Here is a 22749-nt window from a genome sequence, read left to right on the forward strand (position 1 = left end):
GCTCGCCGCGATCCGGTCGAGGGCACGAGGCGGGTATCACCACCTTCGCGCGGATTGTTCCCGCGTCCGCTCGTCGCATTTTCGTGAGTTTGCACGTACCGGCTTTCACGCAGGCCTTGGCTGCGGGAACCCGAGCCCATCGGGCGGCATATCGATGTGCGCTGCATCGGAACACGGCGCCCGCGCAATCATGCGCGCCACCACGGGACCAAGGCGGAGCAGGGAAGATGTCAGAGCACAGGCCGCAGCGCGATCGCGCCGTCGTCGACAGCGGCGATGCGTCCGATCTGTCGTCGGAGCGCCACGACATCTTCTTCGCCGCGGTCGAGACGACGCGGATGCCGATGATCGTCACCGATCCGCGCCAGAACGACAATCCCATTCTGTTTGCCAACCGGGCGTTCCTGGAGATGACCGGCTACGATCTCGGCGAGATCGTCGGATCCAATTGCCGCTTCCTGCAAGGGCCGGACACCGATCGCGACACCATCGATGCGGTCCGCACCGCGATCGCGAACCGTCAGGACATTGCGGTCGAGATCCTCAATTATCGCAAAAACGGCGCGGCGTTCTGGAATGCGCTGTTCATCAGCCCGGTCTACAATCGCGACGGCGAGCTGGTGTATTTCTTCGGCTCGCAGCTCGACGTCTCGCGCCGGCGCGACGCGGAGAGCGCGCTGGTGCAGTCGCAGAAGATGGAGGCGATCGGCCAGCTCACCGGCGGCATCGCTCACGACTTCAACAACATCCTGCAGGTCATTATCGGCTACACCGAGACCCTGCAGGGCGCCGTCAGCGAGCTGGCCCCGCGGCACCGTCGCGCCGTCGACAACATCCGCGCGGCGGCCAATCGCGCCGCGACCTTGACGCAGCAGCTGTTGTCGTTCGCGCGCAAGCAGCGCCTCGACAGCCGGCCGATCAACCTCAACAACATGATCGAGACCATGGTGCAGATGGCCCGCCACACGCTCGGCGAAAGCGTGCGGATCGTCGTCAAGGCGCAGCCGGGCCTGTGGAACAGCCGGGTCGACCAGACCCAGGCGGAGGTCGCGCTGCTCAATCTGTTCGTCAATGCGCGCGATGCGATGCCACATGGCGGCACGCTCACGATTCGCACCGAGAACAAGGAGATCGCCGAGGAGGACATCGCGCAGTTCGGCGTGCCCAAGGCCGGGCGCTACGTCGCGCTGAAGGTGTCGGACGACGGCGTCGGCATTCCGCACCACATTCTCGCACGCGTCGCGGAGCCGTTCTTCACCACCAAGGAGGAGGGCAAGGGCACCGGTCTCGGCCTCGCCATGGTCTACGGGTTCACGCGCCAGTCCGGCGGCAGCACCTACATCTACAGCGAGGTCGGGCTCGGCACGACCGTGCAGCTGCTGTTTCCGGCGACCGAGCAGGCGATCGCGGCGCCGTCGATCCGTCCGGCGATGGCGATGGATCGCACCGGCAGCGAGCGCATCCTGATCGTCGAGGACCGCGCCGAGGTGGCCGAGCTCGCGCGCTCGATCCTGGAGGATTTCGGCTACCGCACCGAGGTCGCCGCCAATGCGCACGCGGCATTGGAGCTGTTGGATTCGGAGACCCGCTTCGATCTCTTGTTCACGGATCTCGTGATGCCCGGCGGCATGAACGGCACGGTGCTGGCGCGCGAGGCGCGGAAGCGGCAGCCGAAGCTGAAGGTGCTGCTCACGACCGGCTATTCCGACGCCGCGGTCGAGCGCGCCGATGCCCATATCGGCGAGTTCGAGATCATCAACAAGCCGTACCGCCGCACCGATCTGGTCCGCCGCGTCCGGCAGTTGCTCGACGGCCCGACCGGTGTGACCTGATGCGCCGCTTGACCCGGCGAGTCCTCGCGTCGAAAGTCGGTCCGCAGAGCGGAGAATCCACCATGCGTCACGTCACGATGCAGACGGCGGCGGGCGCGCCCGTCGTTCAGCCGCGCAGCGAGCCGCGCGAGCCCGGCGTGGTCGCGGCCGGCGTCTATGCCGCTGGCCGGCGCGTCGCCGACATCCCGATCGAGGACGCCGGCGCCTGGAGCAAGCGGCCGGGCCATGTGGTCTGGATCGGGCTGCACGAGCCGGATGCGGCGCTGTTGCAACGGGTGGCCGATCAGTTCGGCCTGCACGAGCTCGCGATCGAGGATGCGTCGAAGGCGCATCAGCAGCCGAAGGTCGAGCGCTATGGCGATGCGCTGTTCGTCGTCGCGCGCACCGCGCAGCTCGTCAAGGAGCACATCGTGTTCGGCGAGACCCACGTCTTCGTCGGCCCCGGCTTCGTCGTCTCGGTGCGCCACGGCGCCTCGACCTCCTACGGCGCGGTGCGGGAGCGCTGCGAGAGCTGTCCGGGCTCGCTCGCCAAGGGCGAGGACTACATCCTCTATGCGATCCTCGACTTCATCGTCGACAATTACCGGCCGGTGACGGAGAGCATCATGGCCGAGGTCGAGACCCTGGAGGAGGTCGTGCTGCAGCGGCCGCTGGCGCGCCACGAGGTCGACCGGCTGTATCGCCTGCGGCGCGACCTGCTGCGGCTGCGCCGCGCCGTGGGTCCGGTGGTCGACGTCTGCAAGCGGCTCGAGCATGTCGACAACGTCGCGATCGATGCCGAGATGGCCCCGTTGTTTCGCGACGTGCTCGACCACGCCAAGCGCGCCGAGGAGGACGCGGACTCCCTTCGCGAGATCCTCGCTTTCGTGTTCGAGGCCAGCATGATGGCCGGGCAGGCGCAGCAGACCGACATCGCCCGCCGCCTGGCGGCCTGGGCCGCCATTCTCGCCGTGCCGACGGCCGTCGCGGGAATCTACGGCATGAACTTCGAGCACATGCCGGAGCTGAAATGGCAATACGGCTACTACGCGGTGCTCGGCCTCATCGCCGTCGTGTGCAGCACGCTGTACTGGCAGTTCCGGCGGCGCGGGTGGTTGTGAGGAAAAGGCAATTCTGGTGTCGGTGTCATTCCGGGGCGACGCGCGCAAGCGCGTCGAGCCCGAAATCCATTCTGCAGCGCGTTCTGTGGTGAGATGGATTCCGGGGCTCGTGCTGCGCACGCCCCGGAATGACGAGCGAAACTACCCCTTCACGAACTGCCGGTAGTCCGGCTCGCGGTGAAACCAGAACTCGTAGCCGTTCACCGCCTTCTGCATCGCGACGTCGTGGATCGGCTGGTTCAGCGGCACGACCGGCACCTCGCGCATGCACAGAGCGATGAAGGCCTTCACCGTGCTCTCATACTCGCCGGCATCCGTCGTGAAGCGTGCCTTGTCGATCAGCGCGTCCATCTCCTTGCTCTGGTAGGACGAGATGTTGAAGATCGAATTGCGGCCGTGGAAATTCCAGTAGAAGTAATATTCGGGATAATCGAGCCAGCCTGAGAACCGATTGAGCGCCATCGGCAGCTCCTTCTTGTTCAGCGTGGTGCGCCAGTTGGCGCCGGGAATCTTCTCGATGGACGCCTTGATGCCGATCTTGGCGAGGCTCTCCTGGATCAGGATCGCGGTGGGCTCGCCGACCGTCGCCGTGCCCGCGTCGAGCGACAACGTCGTCTCCAGGCCCTCCAAGCCGGCCTCCTTCATCAAAGCCTTGGCCTTGTCGAGGTCCGTCGCATAGGGAAACGGCTGCGGCCATACCGGCTTGGCGACCTCGGCGGCGCCGCCATACATCGGCACGGCGCGGCCGAAGAACGCGCTCGACTGGATCTGCTCATAGGGCATCGCCCAGGCGATCGCCTGGCGCAGCTTGACATTGTCGAACGGCGGCCTGGCGGTGTTGAGCGCGACATACCACAGCGCGTTGGGGATCGGCACGCCCGTCACCTTGACCTTGCCCTCCTTGATCAGCTGATCGAAATCGCGCGGCGCAAAGCCGCTGGAGAGATCCGCATCGCCGCGCTCGAGCATGGCCCGTCGCGTGCCGGCCGAGGGTATATCGCGTGCGATCACGCGCTTGATCTTCGGCAAGGGCCCGCTTTTCCAATTGTCGAACCGGCTCAGGATGGTCTCTGTGCCCGGCTTCCAGCTCTCCACCTTGTAGGCGCCGCCGCCGGCCTCGTTGGCCTTCAGCCAGGCCAGCGCCCACGGGTCCTCGGACGTCGCGTTCTTCTTCGCAAGCTCCGAATTGATGACGAAGGGCACGACCACCGCGACGTTGAACAGCAGCATCTTGTCCTTGCGGATGTAGTCGATGCGGAAGGTGTGATCGTCGACCACGACGAACTGCTCCGCCTTCTCCAGCGAGCCCGCCGACATCTGAAAGGTCGGGAAGCCGCCGACCGACACCGCGCGGTCGAACGACCATTTGACGTCCTTCGCGGTCACCGGCGCGCCGTCATGGAAGGTCGCGTCCTTGCGCAGCTTGAAGGTGCAGGACATCCCGTCGGCGGCCACCTCCCAGCTCTCGGCCAGCTCCGGCGCCAGCGTCGCGCGATCATAGGACGTGGTGCCATCGGGCAGCGTCTTCGCGGCATAGCTGAGCAGCCGGTCGTAGCAGTTCCAGGCGAGCCCGTTCACGGTCTGGTTCGAGCCGACCCCGTGCATGTCCAGCGAGTTCGGCCCGAGCTCCTGCACCACCAGGAGCGTCTCGGCACGGCCCTGAGGCCAGGCGCTGCGCGGCGCCAAGGTCAGCCCGGCGGCGCCGAGGCCGCCAAGCACGAGGCTGCGGCGTGTGAAATCGAAATGCGAGCTGCTCATTGGGCCCCCCTGCGATGCACGAATTGTCCTGGTCGAGGCAAGGTGCGTGCCAGCGACGGCCCAGCCATGCCGGCCGATTGCCCCCGACATCGCGCGCCATCTTTTGCTACGCTGGTCGGCAGATCACAGCGGTGAGGAGGCGACGATGGCGGGAGCGCTCGAAGGCAAGGTGGCGGCCGTGACCGGCGCGGCCTCCGGCATCGGGCTCGCCAGCAGCGAGGCGATGCTGGCGGCTGGCGCCCGCGTGGTGATGATCGACCGCGATGCGGCGGCGCTGGCGCGTCTTCGCGAGCGGCACGGCGACGCCATGATCCCCGTGGTCATCGACCTGCTCGACCCCGCGGATTGCGCCACGCTGCTGCCGCGTGTTCTCGACGCGGCCGGCCGGCTCGACATCCTCCACGCCAATGCCGGCAGCTATCTCGGCGGCGACCTCGTCGAGACCAATGGCGAGGCGATCGACCGCATGCTGACCCTCAACGTCAACGTCGTCATGAAGAACGTGCGCGACGTGCTTCCGCACATGATCGCGCGCGGGTCCGGCGACGTCATCGTCACCAGCTCGCTCGCCGCGCACTATCCGACCCCCTGGGAGCCGGTCTATGCCTCGTCGAAATGGGCGATCGACTGTTTCGTGCAGACCACGCGCCGCCAGGTCTTCAAGCACGGCATCCGCGTCGGCGCGATCTCGCCGGGCCCGGTCGTCACGGCCCTGATTGCCGACTGGCCCGCGGAGAAGCTGAAGCAGGCGCGGGAGTCCGGCAGCCTGCTGGAGCCCTCAGAGGTCGCCGAGGTGATCATGTTCATGCTGACCCGTCCGCGCGGCATGACCATCCGCGACGTCGTGATGCTGCCGACGAATTTTGATCTGTAGCGGACGTCAGCCTCCCATGAGCTGGGAGCAGTCCGAGGTCATCGCGTGCCGTCCGCGGATGACGACGACCCCCGTGGAACTACGGGTGCCGAATTAAGCATCGTCTTAAGCATACGATTCTAGCTTCATTCGACTCGAAACCCGGGACTCGACGATGAAGATCGGCCGCCTCTTTGCAATTTCCATGCTTTCCGTAACGGCGCTTGCCGTCCTGCCAGCCGCCCAGGTCGTGATCGAGCAGGTCAGAGCGGTCAGCGACAAGGCCGAGGCGATCAGGACCGTCGAGGCGTTCGGCGCGGTGCTGCTTTACGCGCAGGATGTCGTCGGTCATCGCGCCCCCTACATCACGCCGATCTTCCAGGACAATCCGGCAACGCCAGCGCAGCTGGAGGGCGTGCGCAAGATCAGGCAGTCGTCTGAGGCGTCCTTTGCCAAGGCCCGCGCGCAGCTGGCGAACGTCTCCGACAGTGCGGCGATCACGCGCAGCCTGGAGCAGGCGTCGTCCAAGCTGTCCGAGATCCTCGCCAAGGTCGACCCCACCCTGACCGCGCCGCTGAGCGCGCGGGATCCGGCGGTCATCAAGAGCCTTCTGCCGGGGGTGACCCAGGTGGCGCTCGCGATCGAGCCGATCCTGAACCAGTTGCAGAACCGTATCGCCAATGCCGACGCATCGCTGACGACGCTGCTCGACGTCGCCCGCACCGCGCAGGACCTGCGCGTGACCGCCGGCGGCCGCGCCGCCGCGCTGTCGCCGGCGCTCAGCGCCCGCCGCGCCGTGACGCCGGCCGAGAAGGCGGCGATGGACCGCGCCCAGGGCCGCACCGAGGTCGATCGCGAGCGTCTGGAGGCCGGCATCGACCAGCTCGGCAATCCGGAGCGCCTGCTGACGGCCTTCAAGGAGGCCCGAGAGGCCTATTTCGGACGCGCCGTTCCGATCATCGAAAAGGACCTCGCAGCCGGGCTCGGCGATCTCAACTACACGCTCACCGCCGACAGCCTGGCCGAGGCGGTCGTCCCGGCCGTGCAGAAGTTCTTCGTCGTGCGCGATGCCGCCATCACCGAGGCGCGCGACAGCGCCGTCGCGGCGCGTGACGCCGCCTATCGCATGCTGGCGCTGGCGATGGTCGTCGTCGTCGCCCTTGCCGGCATTCTCGTGTTCGTCACCATGCTGCTGCGCCGCCGCGTGATCAACCCGATCGTGAACCTGACCGGTCTGATCGGCGAAATGGCGGCCGGCCATGACGACGTGGCGATCCCGACGATCGATCGCGACGACGAGATCGCCGCGATGACCGGATCGCTGCAGACCTTCAAGGAAGCGCTGCTCGCGAAGAAGCGTGCCGAGCAGGAGGCCGCGGCCGAGGCGCAGGCCAAGATCGAGCGCGGCCAGCGCGTCGAGCGTTTCACGCGCGAGTTCGAGATGGCGATCGGCGACGTCGTCGGCATCGTGTCGTCGGCCTCGGCCGATCTGGAGCGTTCCGCCGCCTCGCTGACGACGACCGCCGGCCGCTCGCTGGAGCTCGCCACCGTGGTGACCTCGGCGTCCGAGGAAGCCTCGACCAACGTGCATTCGGTGGCCGCGGCCGCCGAGCAGATGAGCTCGTCGGTCAACGAGATCAGCCGCCAGGTGCAGGATTCCGCGCGCATCGCCAACGAGGCGCTGGCGCAGGCGCGCAAGACCAACGACAACGTCGCCGAGCTCGCCAAGGCCGCCGCGCGCATCGGCGACGTCGTCGAGCTGATCAACGCGATCGCCGGACAGACCAACCTGCTCGCGCTCAACGCCACCATCGAGGCCGCCCGCGCCGGCGAAGCCGGCCGCGGCTTCGCGGTGGTCGCCTCCGAGGTCAAGGCGCTGGCCGAGCAGACCGCGAAGGCCACCGGCGAGATCGGCCAGCAGATCGGCGGCATCCAGGCGGCGACCCAGGAGTCGGTCGGCTCGATCAAGGAAATCGGCGAGACCATCGCCCGGATGTCGGAGATCGCCTCCGCCATCGCCTCCGCCGTCGAGGAGCAGAGCTCGGCCACCCGCGAGATCTCGCGCAACGTCCAGCAGGCCGCGCACGGCACCCAGCAGGTCTCGGCGAACATCGCCAGCGTCCGGCATGGCGCCGACGAGACCGGCTCGGCCTCCTCGCAGGTGCTGTCCGCCGCCAAGTCGCTCTCCGGCCAGAGCAGCCGCCTCCGCGACGAGGTCAGCAGGTTCCTGAACTCGGTGCGGGCGGCGTAACCCATCAGAGGCTGCCGCGCCTCCGTCGAGGCTGCCGATCGATCACATGCACAGGCGTAGATGGGGTGGCCGGCCCGGCTTCCGCGCTGAGCCCGCCGCCCATTGGGCTCGCGGGCCATTGCCGATGGCAATCCGCATGTGAGCATCGGGGCTCGTGCCGCAATGTCTCCGCTGCGCGGCCACGTCGCCCGCAAGCGACAGGCAGGGTCGCGATTTCGAGGGGGGATCGAGCTATGGACCGCCGACGACGCGTCGTCCCGCGAAATCGGCGCCGCACGGAACGCCTCTCACAAGGTCAGAATCCGATTGTTCAGGTTGATGATTTCGGCGGCGCGCTCCAGGTCACGCCAGAAGCCGCCGGGCGGCGTGGTGAGAGGGCCGAGCTCCATGAGCGCGTCGAGCGCAAGCTCGAGCTCATTGTGCTCGAGATATTCGGCGAAGTCCTGGTACAGCTTGGCGCAGGCCCGTGCCGTGATCCATCCTCCGTCGTTCGGCCATCTGCCTGATGGCGCCGAGCATGCGCCGGCGGTTGAGGCCGCTCGCCGGACGGATCACGAGCCAATACGGCAGGAACATCAAGAAGGATGGTCCGGCGCCCGCATTTCGCGGGCGCCAAGCGCATCATGATCGTTTGCGGGGGCGGCCGCGGCCGCGCTTATCGCGGCTCGGCTTTGGCGGCGCCGGGGCGTCCGGGCGATCGAACAATGCACGTCGCCGCACCACGAGTCGGTCGAAGATGAGGCGCGCCGGCCCGCGCGTTTCAGGATTGGCGTCAAGCAGCGCCGCTTCACTGCGGACAAAGGCTTTCAGAGCCAGATGGATCGGCGCCAGCCTGTCGGCCAAGCCGGTCTGCTCGAACCAGGCGATCAATGGCTCGCCATAGCCCTGGTGTTCGCCGAGGCACAGCAGGCGCTCGAGATCGCCGTCAAAGCTCCAGCGGTCGCCGACAAGCTCGTGTTGAAGCCCAGCCACGAGGTGTCCGGTGGCAACCCCGAAATTATGCTGCGCCAGCGCAAGTCCGGCGTCGAGCAGGGAGGGACCGGGTTCGGGCATCTCCGACAATTGCGGGCGGAGCTCCATGGCCTCTCGCACCCGGTCACTCAGAACATAGAGCCACGCCAGATTGATTCCTGCATCGAAAGGATCGGTGTCGGCGGCCTGACGAAGCAGCGTTTCCGCGCGTAGGACATCGCCCTGGCTGTCGAGCAACAGATTCCCGCATCTCACTGCAGCGTCCGCAACGAGCTCCTGGAGTCCGGTGGCCTCGTCCTCGCCGAAGCGGGTGATCGTCTCTTCATAGGCCGCGATCGCCGCGGCGGCGTCGCCGCTCCGTTCGACCAGGACGCCCTTCCAGAACAGCGCGTCTGCGACCAGCTCGCGGAGGGCGGCGTCGGGCGCGTCGCCGAAACGAGCGATGAGATCGTCGTAGGCGGCGATCGCCGCGACATGGTCACCGATCTTCCTGAAGGTGACTCCCTTGTTGAGCAGCGTTACAGCGATCTGCTCCCTGAGCGCACCGTCGGGCGTGTCACCGAAACGTGAGGCGACCTCGTCAAAGGCGGCGATCGCCGAGACGTGGTCGCCGAGTTCGCCGAATACAACACCCTTGTTAATCAGTGCTCTTGCGGTTTCCTTTCTGAGAGCGGCATCGGAGGCGTTGCCGAAACGGGCAATGAGATCATCATAAGTCGCGATGGCCGCGGCGCGGTCGCCGGCCGCTTCGAATTGCAAGCTCTTATTGAACAGCGCCTTTGCGACCTGCTCCTTAAGTGCGACATCGGGGGCGTCGCCGAAGCGGGCGATGACCTCGTCATAGGCCGCGATCGCCGCGGCGGCGTCGTCCTGTTCGAATACGGAGCCCTTGCTGACCAGCGCGCTTGCGACCTGCTCTCGGAGGACGGCGTCGGGCGCGTCGCCGAAACGAGCGATGAGATCATCATAGGCGGCGATCGCCGCGCCATGGTCACCGATCTTCCTGAATGCGAGTCCCCTGTTGAGCAGCGTTACAGCGATCTGCTCCCTGAGCGCACCGTCGGGCGTGTCACCGAAACGTGAGATGACCTCGTCAAAGGCAGCGATCGCCGAGACGTGGTCGCCGAGTTCGCCGAATACAGCACCCTTGTTAATCAGTGCTCTTGCGGCTTCCTCTCTGAGAGCGGCATCGGAGGCGTTGCCGAAACGGACAATGAGATCGTCATAAGTCGCGATGGCCGCGGCGCGGTCGCCGGCCGCTTCGAATTGCAAGCTCTTATTGAACAGCGCCTTTGCGACCTGCTCTCTGAGTGCGACATCGGGGGCGTCGCCGAAGCGGGCGATGGCCTCCTCATAGGCCGCGATCGCCGTGGCCCTGTCGCCGATGTCTTCGAGCGTGATGCCCTTGTTGACGAGCGCTTTGGCGACCTGCCCTCTCAGGCCGGCGTCGGGCGCGTCGCCGAAACGGGCGACGACCTCGTCATAGGCCGCAATGGCCGCGGCGCGATCGCCGATCTCTCCGAACGTGGCGCCCTTGTTGAACAGCCCCATTGCGACCACCGCTCTGATTGCGGCGTCGGGCGCATCGCCGAAACGGGCGACGACCTCGTCAAAGGGCACGATCGCCGCGGCGCGGTCGCCCGCGTCCCAGAATGAGATGCCTTTTAAGACCAGCGATAGTGCGACCACCTCTTTGATTGCGGCGTCGGGCGCGTCGTCGAAGCGCGCGATGACCTCGTCAAAGGCCGCGATTGCCGCGGCATGATCGCCGGCTGCCCCTAACGTCAGGCCCTTGTTGAGCTGGTCGAGTGCGGATTTGACGGCGTCGGCGGCCCTGCCGGGCTGGCCCAGGCTGTCCGGGGTGTCGACAGCGAGTCCGGCGCTCCAGGAGTTTTCCGCGGCATGGATGCGGTAGGACGATGTGTCCGCGCCGTCCTTGGCGGGGGCGTAGAACAGCGCCTCCTCGACGGCGAAGGCGTAGTCGGGATGCCAGGCGACTGCGCCCTTGGTGCGCATGCGATCGGCTATTCCGGCCAGGTCCGAGCGCGAATAGAAATTCGCCAGAAAGGCGACCAGCCAACGCATCTTCTGCTTGGTGCGCCGGGTGCCGTGACGCATGAGATACCAGATGTTGAGGAAGCGCTCGACCAATTGGTGGCCGGCATAGGAGCCGGAGGTGTCGACCTGCTCGATCAAGCCGTCCTTCCTCAGCTTGATCAGGAGCGGCGACAGCGTGGTCGATGCGATGCCCGTGATCTGCGCCAGGTCGCCGGTCGTGACCGGATCCCAATGCAGCGCGATGGCGTCGATCACCGCGCGCTGCTGCGGCGTCTGGTATTCCTCGATCCGCGCTTTGTAATAGGGGGTGACCTGATCGAGCAGGACCTCGAGATCGGCCATGGCCTGATCGGTCTCTGCGCTTTCAAGCAGGCGGTAGATCAGCGCCAGCACGCGCGGATTTCCGCCGGTCAGGACATGCAATGTCTTCAGCCGCGCCGGCTGGCGCGCCAGCACCGCGCGCACGGGCTCGCCATACGCGCCGCGGCGGTTGGCGAGGTCGCGCATGCAGCTTTCGGTTTCCGCGGCGTCGAGCGGGTCCAGATGGTGCGGCTGGAAGAATTCGTAGAATGCGGCGTCACGGACTGCGCTGTCCCTGAGCTCATGGGTCGCGGCGCCGACCACGAGCGGTCCGCCTTTCGCCTGCAGATGCCGCCGCAGCGTCCATTTGTCGCCGCCCGGCAAGGCGTCGAGGATCAGATCGAGATTGTCGACGAGCAGCACGGCGCGGCGGTTCAGGCGGGTCATTTCCGCGGCGAACTGTGCCGCTGACGCCTCGTCGCCGGCCCACGCCGCGCCGCCGACACTGGCATCGAGCCGATCGGCGAGATCCTGCCTTCCATGCACCTCCGCCCATTCAGCGAGCGCCTCGCCGCAATTGCGCCAGAAGTCGCCGAGCTTCAGGACATTGTACTGCTCCTCGCGAAACCGCAGCGGGACATAGCTCGCGCGAAGCGCCGGCAGGCGATTGATCTCGATGGCCAGCCGCCGCAGCAGCGAGGTCTTGCCCATGCCGCGCGGGCCGATCAGAATCTGCTGGCCGCCAGTGCCGTCGTGCCGGACCGCCTCCAGCCGGCGCACCAGCGCAGCGAGCGTTTCGCCGCGGGCGACGAATTGAGCGACGAAATCATCGTCGTTCAATCTCTCCTGATTGTAGAGCGAGAGTCCTTGGGACAGGCTCATCGGACTAAGACTCTTGGCTAAGATTCTTGGCACTGATAGTCCTGCCAGTAACGGCGGACCAGGCCGGAGCGGAAGCCGTAGCGGTCACCGCGCCTGGCGATCAGTCCGTCATTCATCAGCATGTCCAGGATGTCCCTGATCTGGCGGGGTGTCGCGCTGCCCTGGATGCGCGTGGCGCGCGCCAGCAGCGTATCCATGATCTCTCCGTCCGCCGCGGCGGACAGCGCGTCGAGAATGCCTGTGGCAAGCGCGCCGTCCTCGACGGCAAAATTCTTCTGGATGTGTTCGGGCCAGACCGCAAAGGCGAATCGACGGTCGGGCTGCAGCAGACGCTCGAAAGCTGCCGCGAAATCATCCTGCGTGGCCCGCGCCGGCTGTCCATCCCCTTCGGCTACTGACGGATGCACTTCGTTGGCGATCAGTTTCAGATAGTAGGGAGCGAGCCAGCCCAGATCCTGAAACATCCAGTCGTAATCGGCATCGCTGGCATCGAATGCGCGGGTGAGCTGCAGCTGGATCTTGGGATCGCGCAGGAATGAACGCGCTTCCGCGCCGGTGAATGGTTGCAGCTCGAAAGGGTCGAAATCGACGAATGCGCCCTCCAGCCGGTAGCGGCGGGCGATGATATCGAGACCGATCGATCCCGTCAGCAGCCAGCGGACTGTCCTGTGCGCCTGCTGAAGGCCACGCATCTTGTAGGCGAAGGCGTGGGCGTCGTCCGGATGGGCCTGTGCGAAAGCGAGAAAGAAATAGGCGATTTCATCGATGATGATCGCGGTCTTCCGGCCGGACTCGGCGAGCGATGCAATCAGGGTCCCGGCGAATTCGATCGGGTCGAGTTTGCCCAGCGCGTCGATCGGTCTGTCGCCCCATTTGCCGCCCAGCACGTTCGAGAGCCGCTGCTGGCAATGGGCCCGGAAGCGGTCGCGGATCGAACTTTCGGCCTCTATCCGCTGACACAGCGCCTGGGCGAATTCGGCCGACGACCGCATGCCCTCGACGTCCATCTGAACGACCTGCCAGTCCGCCTGCCGCAGATCCCCGGCGAGCTGATCGATAGTCCAGGTTTTGCCGATGCGGCGCGGTGCCCGCATATTGATGTTGACGCCCGCCTCCAGCTTGGCCCTAAGGATGGCGCGCTCTCGCATGCGGTTGTGCATTGAATTTATTCCTAAAAGAATAAATTCGTATAATAATAAATCAGACGCAAGAGAAATGCAAGCCGTCTTATGCTCATGAAAGTGGGCGGCCGCCGGTCTGCACCTGCCCAGCTGGCGTGCGGAAGGCGGTAGCGGGCTGCTGGGGTGCAGCTGCGAGACGGTGTCCCGATCACCGGCGGCGGGCGCAATCAGCTCAACGCGGCTGTCGGTGCGACGATCGCCCTCTGGTCGAGCCGCACTCATGCTGAACGGCTCGGGATTGCGGTGACGCTGAACCAAACCAAGCCCGGTCCGCGCAGCCTAGCTCTGCCCAAATTGCCCGTCGTGCCACTCTGTCGCACTCATTCCCCTTGTGTCGTCGGGCAAATCACCTGCACATTTTCGGCCGTCCCGTGCTCATCGAAGAGGGGCGTTCGCGAGTCGTCACGAGCGTTGGGTGGGGGATGCGGTGGCCGGGTCGGAGTTGCAGCGCGCATTCGCGAGCGGACGAACAACTTCGATGCGGACGATGAAGTCGCGTGGTCCTGGCCTCCCGACGCTGAGGTCAAGCTCGCTGATGTGCGTCAGTGCATCGCGGGTGATGGGGGCAAGACAGCCGGTCCCCAGGGAGAGCGCGTATAAATCGTAAGCCCATCGCGCAGGGAGGGCCGGGATGTCCCAGCCGAACCTGTGGTACCTGCCGCCTGCATTTTCTTTCTGCAGGCGGGCCATGGGGGCGGCAGGCTCCCGGCCTTCCCTGCGCCCTCCGTGACGAGAGGGCGGACCTCCCGCAAGGCTCGGACGCAACCTGCGCCGCGAGGCCGCGGCGCCATGCGGCAAGGAGCCGGCCCGCATCGCCCTGAGGTCATGATCTCGCTCAGGCGCATCCCGCGGGAACCTTCGCAAGCGCGCGCTTTTGATTCGGCCGCGCCGCCTCGTGCAGGTAACGAGACCGCAAAGCCTCGGCCGTAGGTTTCGGCATCTCTCATGACCAAAGGATTCAGTCGCTCATGGCCACCATTGCAGATCAGATCGTCGAGATGCTCGAAATCGCCGGCGTCAAGCGCATCTACGGCGTCGTCGGCGACAGCCTCAACGGGCTGACCGAGTCGCTGCGCGTCCGCAAGACGATCGACTGGGTGCATGTCCGCCACGAGGAGGTGGCAGCCTTCGCGGCCTCGGGTGAATCGCAGATCACCGGTCAGCTCGCGGTGTGCGCCGGCTCCTGCGGCCCCGGCAACCTGCATCTCATCAACGGCCTCTACGACGCGCAGCGCAGCCGCACGCCGGTGCTGGCGATCGCCGCGCACATCCCGTCGGGCGAGATCGGCGGCGGCTACTTTCAGGAGACGCATCCGCAGAACCTGTTCCGCGAGTGCAGCGTGTATTGCGAGCTGGTCTCCGATCCCACGCAGATGCCGTTCGTGCTGGAGAACGCGATCCGTGCCGCGCTGGGCGAGCGCGGCGTCGCCGTCATCGTCATTCCCGGCGACGTCGCGCTGAAGGCCGCGCCGAAACGCGCGCTACCGCTGGCGATCGGCCTGGTGCCGCCCAAGCCCGTGGTGCGTCCCGCCGAGCCGGAGCTCGATGCATTGGCCGCGCTGCTCAACGGCGGAGAGCGCGTGACGTTGTTCTGCGGCCGCGGCTGCGCCGGCGCGCATGCCGAGCTGATGCAGCTTGCGGAGGCGTTGAAGAGTCCGATCGTGCATGCGCTCGGCGGCAAGGAGCATGTCGAGTACGACAATCCCTATGACGTCGGTCTCACCGGCTTCATCGGTTTCTCCTCCGGCTATCACGCCATGCACAGCTGCGACACGCTGCTGATGCTCGGCACGGATTTTCCCTACAAGCAGTTCATCCCCTCCGACATCAAGATCGCCCAGGTCGACATCAGGCCGAGCCAGCTCGGCCGCCGCGCGCGGCTCGATGTCGGCGTGGTCGGCGATATCGGCGAGACGCTTCGCGCGCTGCTGCCGAAGCTCACGGCGAAGTCCGACCGCCGCCATCTCGACGAGAACCTCAAGCGCTACGCTTCGGCGCGCAAAGGCCTCGACGATCTCGCGGTGGGCACGCCCGGCCGCCGGCCGATCCATCCGCAATATCTGACGCGGCTGATCAGCGAGAGAGCCTCGGAGGATGCCGTGTTCACCTTCGACGTCGGCACGCCGACGATCTGGGCCGCGCGCTACGTCGCCATGAACGGCCGCCGCCGCCTGGTCGGCTCGCTGGTGCACGGCTCGATGGCCAACGCGATGTCGCAAGCCATCGGCATCCAGGCCGCACAGGCCGGACGGCAGGTGGTCTCGTTGTCGGGCGACGGCGGCTTCGCCATGCTGATGGGCGACCTCATCACGCTCAAGCAGATGAAGCTGCCGGTGAAGGTCGTGATCTACAACAACGGCACGCTCGGCTTCGTCGCGCTGGAGATGAAGGCCTCGGGCTTCGTCGAGCACGGCACCGATCTGGAGAACCCGGATTTCGCGGCGATGGCGCAGGCGATGGGCATCCATGGCCGCCGAGTCGAGGATCCCGGCGAGCTGCCCGGCGCCGTCGCCGACTGGCTCGCGCATGACGGCCCTGCCGTGCTCGACGTCGTCACGGCGAAGCAGGAGCTGTCGATGCCGCCGACCATCGGCCTCGAACAGGTCAAGGGCTTCAGCGTCTGGCTGATCCGCGCGGTGATGAGCGGCCGCGGCGACGAGGTGATCGATCTGGCAAAGGAGAATCTGTTGCCGCGGTGAGCAATGCTGGGTGAATGCGGTTGCTGCGGCCCATCCTTCGAGACGACCGCCTGCGGCGGTCTCCTCAGGATGAGTGCGAGTCCGCGGTGATGCTTCAACCTCGTGGCCGCGCCGCTCTCCATGAACACGCCGCCGGCGTGTTCATGGTCGATGCGCAGCACGGCCTTTGCCAGACCCTCATGGTGAGGAGCGCCGTGCCCGAACCGAGCGGTCACGACGATTGCATAACGCGGCGCGTCTCGAACCATGAGGCCGAGATGCCATGGCTTGGCTAAAATGTGGGAAACGAGATGGTGCTGCCGGACAGGATTGAACTGTGACGTAAAGCACCTTTCAGACTGATATTGTTGAGGAATTTAGCCTCGCCGTTCTTTTGTGTGTATCAGCGCTGTGATCGGAGGTAAAGCTGATTGTGGAGTTCGCAGAACCTGTGGAACGCCGCCTAGGTGTCTCACACCTGACTTTTGGGGGAAGTGAGGTCTCTTGCCTTTCAAGTCCGCTTCCATTGTGGCTAAAGTCGGCAGCGGCGGAGCGGGCGGATATGGAACCAGCAATCAGTCTAATGCCGACGGCGGTCGAGGGATTTGATGACGACCGCCGAGGCATGTCGTGGGGCGAGTATTCCCTAGACTCGGTTTTTGTCCGGAACGAAATTCGTTCTGTTTCCGACGTGATAAGGCGCATCGACGCTCGTCGCTACGTGCTCGATCCCGACTTTCAGCGTGAGTTCGTCTGGCCGGAGGATAAGCAGTCAAAGCTTATCGAAAGCTGCATTATACGAATTCCGCTTCCGGTGTTCTATCTAGCCGAGGCGAAAGACGGTCGGATCGTCGTGGTCGATGGACTTCAACGCCTGACCACCTTCCATAGATTTGTTAAAGGAAGCTTCCGCTTAAAGGGCCTTGCAAATCCGGATACACAGACCGAACATCCATTGGAGGGAAAGCGGTTCTCGAACCTTCCGGTTGAGATTCAAGAGCGCGTCCTAGACACACAGTTGATCACCTACATACTCGATGCGAAGGCGCCGGAGCGGGCTCGGCTCGATATTTTCGAACGTGTCAACAGTGGCGTTCCGCTCACACGGCAGCAGATGCGCAATGCTCTGTATTCCGGCCCTGCCACGGTATGGCTTAAGCAAGCTGCAGATAGTGCAATCTTTAAATTGGCAACCGGTGATTCGCTCGACAGAAAGGCAATGCGTGATCGCGAAGCGATAAATCGGTTTTGCTCGTTTCATCTGCTGGGTTGGAGTACCTACAAAGGCGATATGGAGACTTTTCTAGCCCACAGCTTGGAAACCATGAATGGGCTCAATACAGCGGACCTGTCGGACCTCCGAAGCAAATTTTTAGAATCGATGCGCCAAAACCGGGCCTTGTTCGGCGATCACGCGTTTCGGAAGTCCATCAGCTCGTCGAAACCAGAAGATCGCAGAAACGTGCTCAATGTGGCGCTATTCGATGTCTGCTCCGTCCTCTTTGCGAAATACGCGGATCGATTGAGCAGCGATCAAGCTATAGGGGCGAGATTCAAGGTCGCGTTCAAGGTGCTCCTGGATGACGACAGATTTGTGAAATCAATCACTTACTCAACGAATAGTACGCAAGCGGTCACAGCCCGGTTTGGAATGGCTGAGACCGTATTGGCGGAATGTCTCTCTTAATTGCAGAGAGAGCAATCCGCGCGTCGGTCCATTCGCCCTGATCTGTGTCGAGAGGGATAAACGGTGCGATGGCAGTGGCCTTTAACTCATAAAGGACGTCATGCCTTAGATCCCAAATATGGAATACGTAGCTGTCCTTAAACTTGAGCGCCGTTTTCCATTCGTTCTTGGTTAGGTGAAAGCCATCCCCGCTCTTGGAAGATTTAACTTCTATCAGGCGCGAGACGGGCGCGGATACGCCGCGATCATAAGATAAGATATCGTAACCCGCAGTGTTGTCCTCGACGGCCATCCAAACGGGTTGAAGGGCGATTGCCATTTCTGCGAGTCGCGTTTGCTCATACCGGAGCGAACGCTGCTCGGCCTCCCGCCCTTGGAGTAGAAGTCGCTCGTCCGTCAATTGACGCCCGTGAGACTGTAGTGCGTCCCACCAAGCCACCGTCTCAGGGCTCGGCGGTTCATCCAGAAGACCCGCGCATCGAAAGCAGCTCGCTTGATCTCGGTCCAACTTCTGTACAAATTTCTGGCGTCCCAAGCTCGCCGTCCGTAGCCACACTTCATTGAGAGCAATAACCCCTTCCAGACATGCCCGAAAGAACTGGGGTGCGTTTGCTGCGTCTACTTCTCTCGTTGTCAAATCGAGGGAGGAAGCTGCCTCATAGTCAAGTGCTCCGATTTCAACGCGGGAAATTAGTGACAGCAATTGATCACAATTTAGCGCTGGGAATGATAGTCTATACCGACGAATTGTCCTCAGCGCCTCGAATGCGCTCATCGAGCATACTCGGGACGCGTCGACGATCATCAGGGCTCTTCATTCTCGGTGAAGTTGCGAGCTGTCCCCTCTAGCTCCTCGACAAGATCTATGAGGTCTTGGAGGTCCATTGAGAAGTCGATCGGATCATCTGCTTCTTCTTCATCAAGCGCGATCTCGTGCAGATCGGGATCATCGAGCAACTGTTGCATGCTCCGAATTTTTGCGGCCAGTCTTCGGCCGACCGAAAAATCGATGCTTCCCAAGCCCACCGGAGCCTTCGTCTGATAAATGTAGATGTTCGTTTCGGTGCCTTGCGGCAATCCCAGGCGATGGATTCGATCGATGGATTGAAGGTAGTGCGTCGATACGTAACTCCGATCTAAATATATCGCGTCATGGCAAACCGTATGAAGGCTGATGCCTTCGCCGGCAGCGGCCGGATTGGCGATCACGACCCGACACTCGGGATCATGATGGAAACGTCGAATACGACCTTCTCTCGTTGTTAAGTCTGAATCGGGTCCTGAAGGAACGCCGCCGAATAGGGTGACGGGATTTAAGTCGGCGAGCATTCGTTCAAGCTCGAGAAGTGTGTCGGTAAATATCGTCCAGACCAGCACTTTTTTGTTGCTGTCGGCTAATGCCCGTACGTGAGCCTCCACAGCCTTCATTTTCTCGGATGGCCCCTCTGCAAGAACTTGGGACGCGATTCCCGAATTAAATCCGACGGTGTCTTTGGCTATGCCCTGCAGTGCCAATAGCGGATTGGTCGAGAGTTGCAGTAGCCGCATCACTGATTTCCGGGCGCTGAGAAAATCGATTTGGCTTCCCTCTTTCGCGCTGGCAACCAAAGTGAGTTGCCTGAGGGCCTCGTTTCTGACCACGGAGTACAGTGCAAGATGGCCGGAGGCCATGCCCACCTGGATATAGTGTCGACGGGCGGGAGGTATGCCAAGCTCGCTCTTGGTGGTTCGTACGTAAAGGCTCTTACTAACTTCGCGAGGTGCAGCGCCCCGAGTGATCTGAAGGTCGAGGCCTTGGCCTGGCCACAAAAAGGCGAGCTGCGCAGCCAAGTCAGCGGCGCCTTGCGGCATCGGCGTTCCGGTCAAGATATCACGCCGCACGGGTAGGGTCGCAACGTTGAGGAGAAAGGCGCCGCGTTGCGAACCTAAACCAGCCTTCATCCGGTGGGCTTCGTCGAGCACAAGATGTACGGGGCGCCTCGCAAGGAAGCTTGCGATGACATCTGCCTGACGAACGGCGAGGTCGTATGTGATCAAGAACCGTCGGGCGCCTGACGCGAGGAGCTGGCCGTTCCTTTGTCGGTCTCCGTCGAGTACGACGAACTGCTCACTTTCATCCAAATTACCTTCGAGGCACTCGCCAATGACGGCTCTCCATGCTGCGAAAGACGACTTTGGCCCAATGACGAGAAAGGTCGTCTCATCGGTCGCGACAAGTAGGTGGAGGGCAAATGTAACGGTTGTCTTTCCCGCTCCCGGAACAGAAAAGTTTGCGCCGTGCTTCAGCAATAGGAGCTGACGGAGATCCCTCACTTGGAATGGCTTTAGGGATCGCCGCGTAAATCCCAGTTGTCGAAGGGATCCTTCGATGTCCACCGGGGGAGGGTTGGTGGCTGCAGACGCTGATCGAGCAAGCCTCGTCGACTTCAATTCATCCATGAATTGAGCGAGTCGTTCAGCGGACGATGCCGTGGGCTTAAAGCGGAAGTTCAGTGTGACTTGCTGCGCTTTGCTTCCGTATTCACGTACAACGTTGAGGACGAAAGGCCATGGAGCCTCAATGGAGCGGTCGGACAACAATATCTCGACACCATCGGCGATGGCCTTGGCTTTTAGTCGCTCCCACGCTGCGCTCGCCTTAGTATCTAGGCGCGTGAGTCTTCCGGTCAGACGTACCTCGTCAAAGTCTATCTCGATGATCGTCGGGGGCGAGCTGGTCAGGTTGCTTCTCCCCTAAGCTTTTGAATGATGCCGCGTAACCCGTTAGCGCGGCGAATAAGCTCTTCGAGCTGTTTGTCTATAGCCGCGTGAGTACTTGGGTCAGCGGCGCCAATCTCGACATCGCGCAACCGATTATTTATCTGAGTGATAGTGCGTAGCGCTGCAGTGCCACCCTTCAGCCCTCGCTCTGATTCGGCGATCGCTTTGCTGACGTCGATGAGAGCCTCGACGGCTTCTTCGCGGGTTCGTGGATCTTTGAACGCAGAAATGAGAGGTTGGTACGACACCGCATCTTCATCCTCGCCCACGTCGATGTCGAAAGAATCGGGATCGTCTTGCGAACGGGCAGGCGTGAGGGAGATATTCAGGCTCTCGGCAACTCGGTCAGAGACATCAGCAGCACGCTTCCCAAAGGCGGCGTTGAAGGCGTAGAGGCGCTGATTGAGCCGACCTCTGTTTTCCAGTAGGTTCCATGCAATGACGCGGCTCATGTCGGTCAAGTCAGGGCTTTTGCCTTCAAGCTGAGCGGGGATGTCTCCAAACAGCTGCGCCGCATCCACGACACGACTGTATTGCCCGTCGGCGTTCGCCCAGTCGCGGAGGTACAGATTTGCTTCGGTCAATGCAGCGAGAGAATTCTTGATCTCGGCGGGCTTCCGATTAAGGCGTCGAGCAACTTGGTCAATGTTTCCGTGTACCGAGAGCAGCCGCTCAATAAGGAGGCAATCCCCGATCCAATCATAATCGAGCTTGGTTTCTGGCTTGGCTTGTAACGCAGCCTCGATATCAACGATCTCGTTGGGCGTGGCATCTTCGGGCAGTACCAAGCAGTCGATGTGTTTGAACTCCGGGAGAGGGTCGTTTTGGTCCTCGTCAATTAACTCCCGCATTCCTGCGAGGCGGCGGTTGCCGTTCACCACGACGCCCCTGAAAGTTATCAACAGGGGTTCTCGCTGCTTGTCGGCCCTAAGGACATCGATTACCGGGACAACGGAGTCTGAGACCCCCTTCTCGGCAAGCTTCTTCAGAATTTCATGTTGAAGCTGCTGCACGCTTTCCGTTTCTTGGCCGCTCAAAAAGAAATCGGCCGGACGCTGCTCTCTGACGATGTACTCACGCTGGTCGATGTAGGTGCGAAAATTTTCCATCCGGTAGACGAGGGTGTCCTCCGGGATACGCACCCACGGTAATTCGGTCTTTTGGTTTCGAAAGTCGTAGAATTCGCGCCGATGAGGGCTGGCTCTGACAGCCGCTCTGATGATGGCCTCTCGCTCGGGACTAGACATTAGTCTGACTTGGTAGGCCATTGAGGATTCCTGAGTTCTCACCGCAGATGGCATGTTGCCCGGTTTGCTCGCTTCAGGATATAAAAATTTACTGGATCCGCCAATTACGCTAGCGTAGGATCCACGGCGGAGCGCAGTTCGGCTGCGACAGTGGTTGAATGTGAACAATATGAAAAATGGTACTGCTCAAGGTGTTAGGGGAAATCGAATAAGGCTACTGCACGGAGATGCGTTCGATGTTTTGGCCGGGCTAGATGCTAGCTCTGTTGATCTTTTCGTATGTTCTCCGCCCTATTACATTGGAAAAGAATACGACCGATCGAGCCGCGTCGATGGGTTTGAGCGAGATCATGAGCGGTTGCTGCCGCTGCTGACCCGTGCGCTCAAGGACGGAGGCAGCATTTGTTGGCAGGTCGGCAACCACGTTGCAAACGGCGCTATAATTCCGCTCGATGCCATTGTGTATCAGATTTTTCGGCGGGATCCTAATTTGCTGCTGCGCAACCGGATAGTTTGGACGTTTGGACACGGCGCACATGCAACGAAGAGGTTCAGTGGACGACACGAGACCCTCCTTTGGTTCACCAAGGGTGCCGATTACTACTTTGAATTGGATGCCGTGCGCGTGCCGCAAAAGTATCCCGGCAAAAAGCACTATAAGGGTCCACGCAAGGGCGATTGGAGCGGAAATCCCGCCGGGAAGAATCCTTCGGATGTATGGGATATCCCGAACGTAAAGGCGGGGCACGTTGAGAAGACGGAACACCCGTGCCAGTTCCCGGTCGCTTTGGTGCAGCGATGCATCCGATCAATGTCTCCTGCTGATGGTCTGGTAGTTGACCCGTTCATGGGAGTCGGCTCTGCTGCTGTCGCTAGCGTAATTGAGGGGCGCCGGTTCGTCGGATGTGACATCGAAGCGCGATACGTCGCAATCGCCAACAAGCGGGTCGCCGCCGCGATGTCGGGCAAGGAAACCCATCGGCCAGACGTCCCGGTGCAGAAGCCGCCAGTAGGCCAAGCAGTCACTCTGCGGCCGCCGCACTTCTCCGCAATAGACGTTGCTTGAGGTGGCCGCGCAGCGGTCGCCTGGAGACCAAATACACTGATTGGGACGCCCGGTCGCGAGGTCGCCATCCGAGTTGGCTGGAAGGGCGCGGCCGTGGAAATACCTGTCTCTCAATGCGCTGGAG

At 63.0% G+C, this 22749-nt stretch carries 14 protein-coding genes and 1 pseudogene; 8 read left to right on the top strand and 7 right to left on the bottom strand.

Annotation, left to right across the window (positions count from 1 at the left end; all coding sequences use genetic code 11):
* The first annotated feature begins 227 nt into the window (after positions 1-227).
* The gene (locus QX108_RS23580) at positions 228-1832 is read left to right on the top strand and encodes a hybrid sensor histidine kinase/response regulator (RefSeq protein WP_315783161.1); all 1605 of its coding nucleotides are present in this window, start codon (positions 228-230) and stop codon (positions 1830-1832) included.
* A 62-nt stretch (positions 1833-1894) separates the two neighbouring features.
* Positions 1895-2932, top strand: coding sequence for a magnesium and cobalt transport protein CorA (locus QX108_RS23585; protein ID WP_315783163.1), 1038 nt, complete (start codon positions 1895-1897; stop codon positions 2930-2932).
* Positions 2933-3073: 141 nt separating this feature from the next.
* Here the strand turns inward: QX108_RS23585 and QX108_RS23590 are convergent, their stop codons facing one another.
* On the bottom strand, positions 3074-4690 hold the full coding sequence (locus QX108_RS23590) for an ABC transporter substrate-binding protein (RefSeq protein ID WP_315783165.1): 1617 nt from the start codon (positions 4688-4690) through the stop codon (positions 3074-3076).
* Positions 4691-4835: 145 nt separating this feature from the next.
* Between QX108_RS23590 and QX108_RS23595 the strand changes: the two genes are divergently transcribed.
* Both QX108_RS23595 and QX108_RS23600 read left to right on the top strand, forming a co-directional pair.
* A complete protein-coding gene (locus tag QX108_RS23595; protein ID WP_315722381.1) occupies positions 4836-5564 on the top strand; it encodes an SDR family oxidoreductase in 729 nt (242 codons plus the stop codon).
* 154 nt (positions 5565-5718) lie between these two features.
* Positions 5719-7794, top strand: a complete 2076-nt coding sequence (locus tag QX108_RS23600; protein WP_315783166.1) for a HAMP domain-containing methyl-accepting chemotaxis protein — start codon at positions 5719-5721, stop codon at positions 7792-7794.
* Positions 7795-8415: 621 nt separating this feature from the next.
* Here QX108_RS23600 and QX108_RS23605 read toward each other — a convergent pair.
* Positions 8416-11331: a tetratricopeptide repeat protein gene (locus tag QX108_RS23605; RefSeq protein ID WP_315783168.1), complete on the bottom strand. Its 2916-nt coding sequence runs from the start codon at positions 11329-11331 to the stop codon at positions 8416-8418.
* 36 nt (positions 11332-11367) lie between these two features.
* Here QX108_RS23605 and QX108_RS23610 point away from each other — a divergent pair, with 36 nt between their 5' ends.
* Complete coding sequence (locus tag QX108_RS23610) at positions 11368-11595, top strand: hypothetical protein (protein ID WP_315783170.1); 228 nt, start codon at positions 11368-11370, stop codon at positions 11593-11595.
* On the opposite strand, the pseudogene QX108_RS33520 reads toward QX108_RS23610, so the two are convergent.
* Positions 11578-12006: pseudogene (locus tag QX108_RS33520) on the bottom strand (AAA family ATPase); the annotation flags it as partial. The gene QX108_RS23610 and the pseudogene QX108_RS33520 overlap by 18 nt on opposite strands.
* A gap of 17 nt (positions 12007-12023) precedes the next feature.
* Positions 12024-13166 carry a hypothetical protein gene (locus QX108_RS23620; protein ID WP_315783174.1) on the bottom strand — a complete coding sequence of 381 codons (1143 nt, stop codon included), beginning with the start codon at positions 13164-13166 and terminating at the stop codon, positions 12024-12026.
* Between the two features lie 989 nt (positions 13167-14155).
* Between QX108_RS23620 and poxB the strand changes: the two genes are divergently transcribed.
* Both poxB and QX108_RS23630 read left to right on the top strand, forming a co-directional pair.
* Positions 14156-15886, top strand: a complete 1731-nt coding sequence (gene poxB / locus QX108_RS23625; protein ID WP_315783176.1) for a ubiquinone-dependent pyruvate dehydrogenase — start codon at positions 14156-14158, stop codon at positions 15884-15886.
* 541 nt (positions 15887-16427) lie between these two features.
* Entirely contained in the window at positions 16428-17552 is a 1125-nt protein-coding gene (locus QX108_RS23630; protein WP_315783178.1) for a DUF262 domain-containing protein, read from the top strand.
* On the opposite strand, the gene QX108_RS33525 is transcribed toward QX108_RS23630, so the two are convergent.
* The 3 genes from QX108_RS33525 to QX108_RS23640 form a co-directional block, all read right to left on the bottom strand.
* Positions 17500-18357, bottom strand: coding sequence for a DUF3883 domain-containing protein (locus QX108_RS33525; protein WP_409998548.1), 858 nt, complete (start codon positions 18355-18357; stop codon positions 17500-17502). The two genes, QX108_RS23630 and QX108_RS33525, sit on opposite strands and share 53 nt — an antisense overlap.
* Positions 18357-20129, bottom strand: a complete 1773-nt coding sequence (locus tag QX108_RS23635; protein ID WP_315783180.1) for a DEAD/DEAH box helicase — start codon at positions 20127-20129, stop codon at positions 18357-18359. Before QX108_RS23635 ends, QX108_RS33525 begins: the two co-directional genes overlap by 1 nt.
* Positions 20130-20269: 140 nt before the next feature.
* The gene (locus QX108_RS23640) at positions 20270-21580 is read right to left on the bottom strand and encodes a hypothetical protein (RefSeq protein WP_315783182.1); all 1311 of its coding nucleotides are present in this window, start codon (positions 21578-21580) and stop codon (positions 20270-20272) included.
* Between the two features lie 139 nt (positions 21581-21719).
* Here QX108_RS23640 and QX108_RS23645 point away from each other — a divergent pair, with 139 nt between their 5' ends.
* A complete protein-coding gene (locus tag QX108_RS23645) occupies positions 21720-22625 on the top strand; it encodes a site-specific DNA-methyltransferase (RefSeq protein WP_315799611.1) in 906 nt (301 codons plus the stop codon).
* The last annotated feature ends 124 nt before the right edge of the window (positions 22626-22749 follow it).

This window comes from Bradyrhizobium sp. SZCCHNR1002, from assembly GCF_032381435.1.
Lineage (GTDB): Bacteria > Pseudomonadota > Alphaproteobacteria > Rhizobiales > Xanthobacteraceae > Bradyrhizobium > Bradyrhizobium aeschynomenes.

Bases quoted from the DNA above. Each gene is read 5' to 3' on its own strand.
- QX108_RS23580 (WP_315783161.1), top strand. From the start codon at position 228: ATGTCAGAGCACAGGCCGCAGCGCGATCGCGCCGTCGTCGACAGCGGC.
- QX108_RS23585 (WP_315783163.1), top strand. From the start codon at position 1,895: ATGCGTCACGTCACGATGCAGACGGCGGCGGGCGCGCCCGTCGTTCAG.
- QX108_RS23590 (WP_315783165.1), bottom strand. From the start codon at position 4,690: ATGAGCAGCTCGCATTTCGATTTCACACGCCGCAGCCTCGTGCTTGGC.
- QX108_RS23595 (WP_315722381.1), top strand. From the start codon at position 4,836: ATGGCGGGAGCGCTCGAAGGCAAGGTGGCGGCCGTGACCGGCGCGGCC.
- QX108_RS23600 (WP_315783166.1), top strand. From the start codon at position 5,719: ATGAAGATCGGCCGCCTCTTTGCAATTTCCATGCTTTCCGTAACGGCG.
- QX108_RS23605 (WP_315783168.1), bottom strand. From the start codon at position 11,331: ATGCGCGACCTCGCCAACCGCCGCGGCGCGTATGGCGAGCCCGTGCGC.
- QX108_RS23610 (WP_315783170.1), top strand. From the start codon at position 11,368: ATGGTGCGGCTGGAAGAATTCGTAGAATGCGGCGTCACGGACTGCGCT.
- QX108_RS23620 (WP_315783174.1), bottom strand. From the start codon at position 13,166: ATGCACAACCGCATGCGAGAGCGCGCCATCCTTAGGGCCAAGCTGGAG.
- poxB (WP_315783176.1), top strand. From the start codon at position 14,156: ATGGCCACCATTGCAGATCAGATCGTCGAGATGCTCGAAATCGCCGGC.
- QX108_RS23630 (WP_315783178.1), top strand. From the start codon at position 16,428: ATGGAACCAGCAATCAGTCTAATGCCGACGGCGGTCGAGGGATTTGAT.
- QX108_RS33525 (WP_409998548.1), bottom strand. From the start codon at position 18,357: ATGATCGTCGACGCGTCCCGAGTATGCTCGATGAGCGCATTCGAGGCG.
- QX108_RS23640 (WP_315783182.1), bottom strand. From the start codon at position 21,580: ATGGCCTACCAAGTCAGACTAATGTCTAGTCCCGAGCGAGAGGCCATC.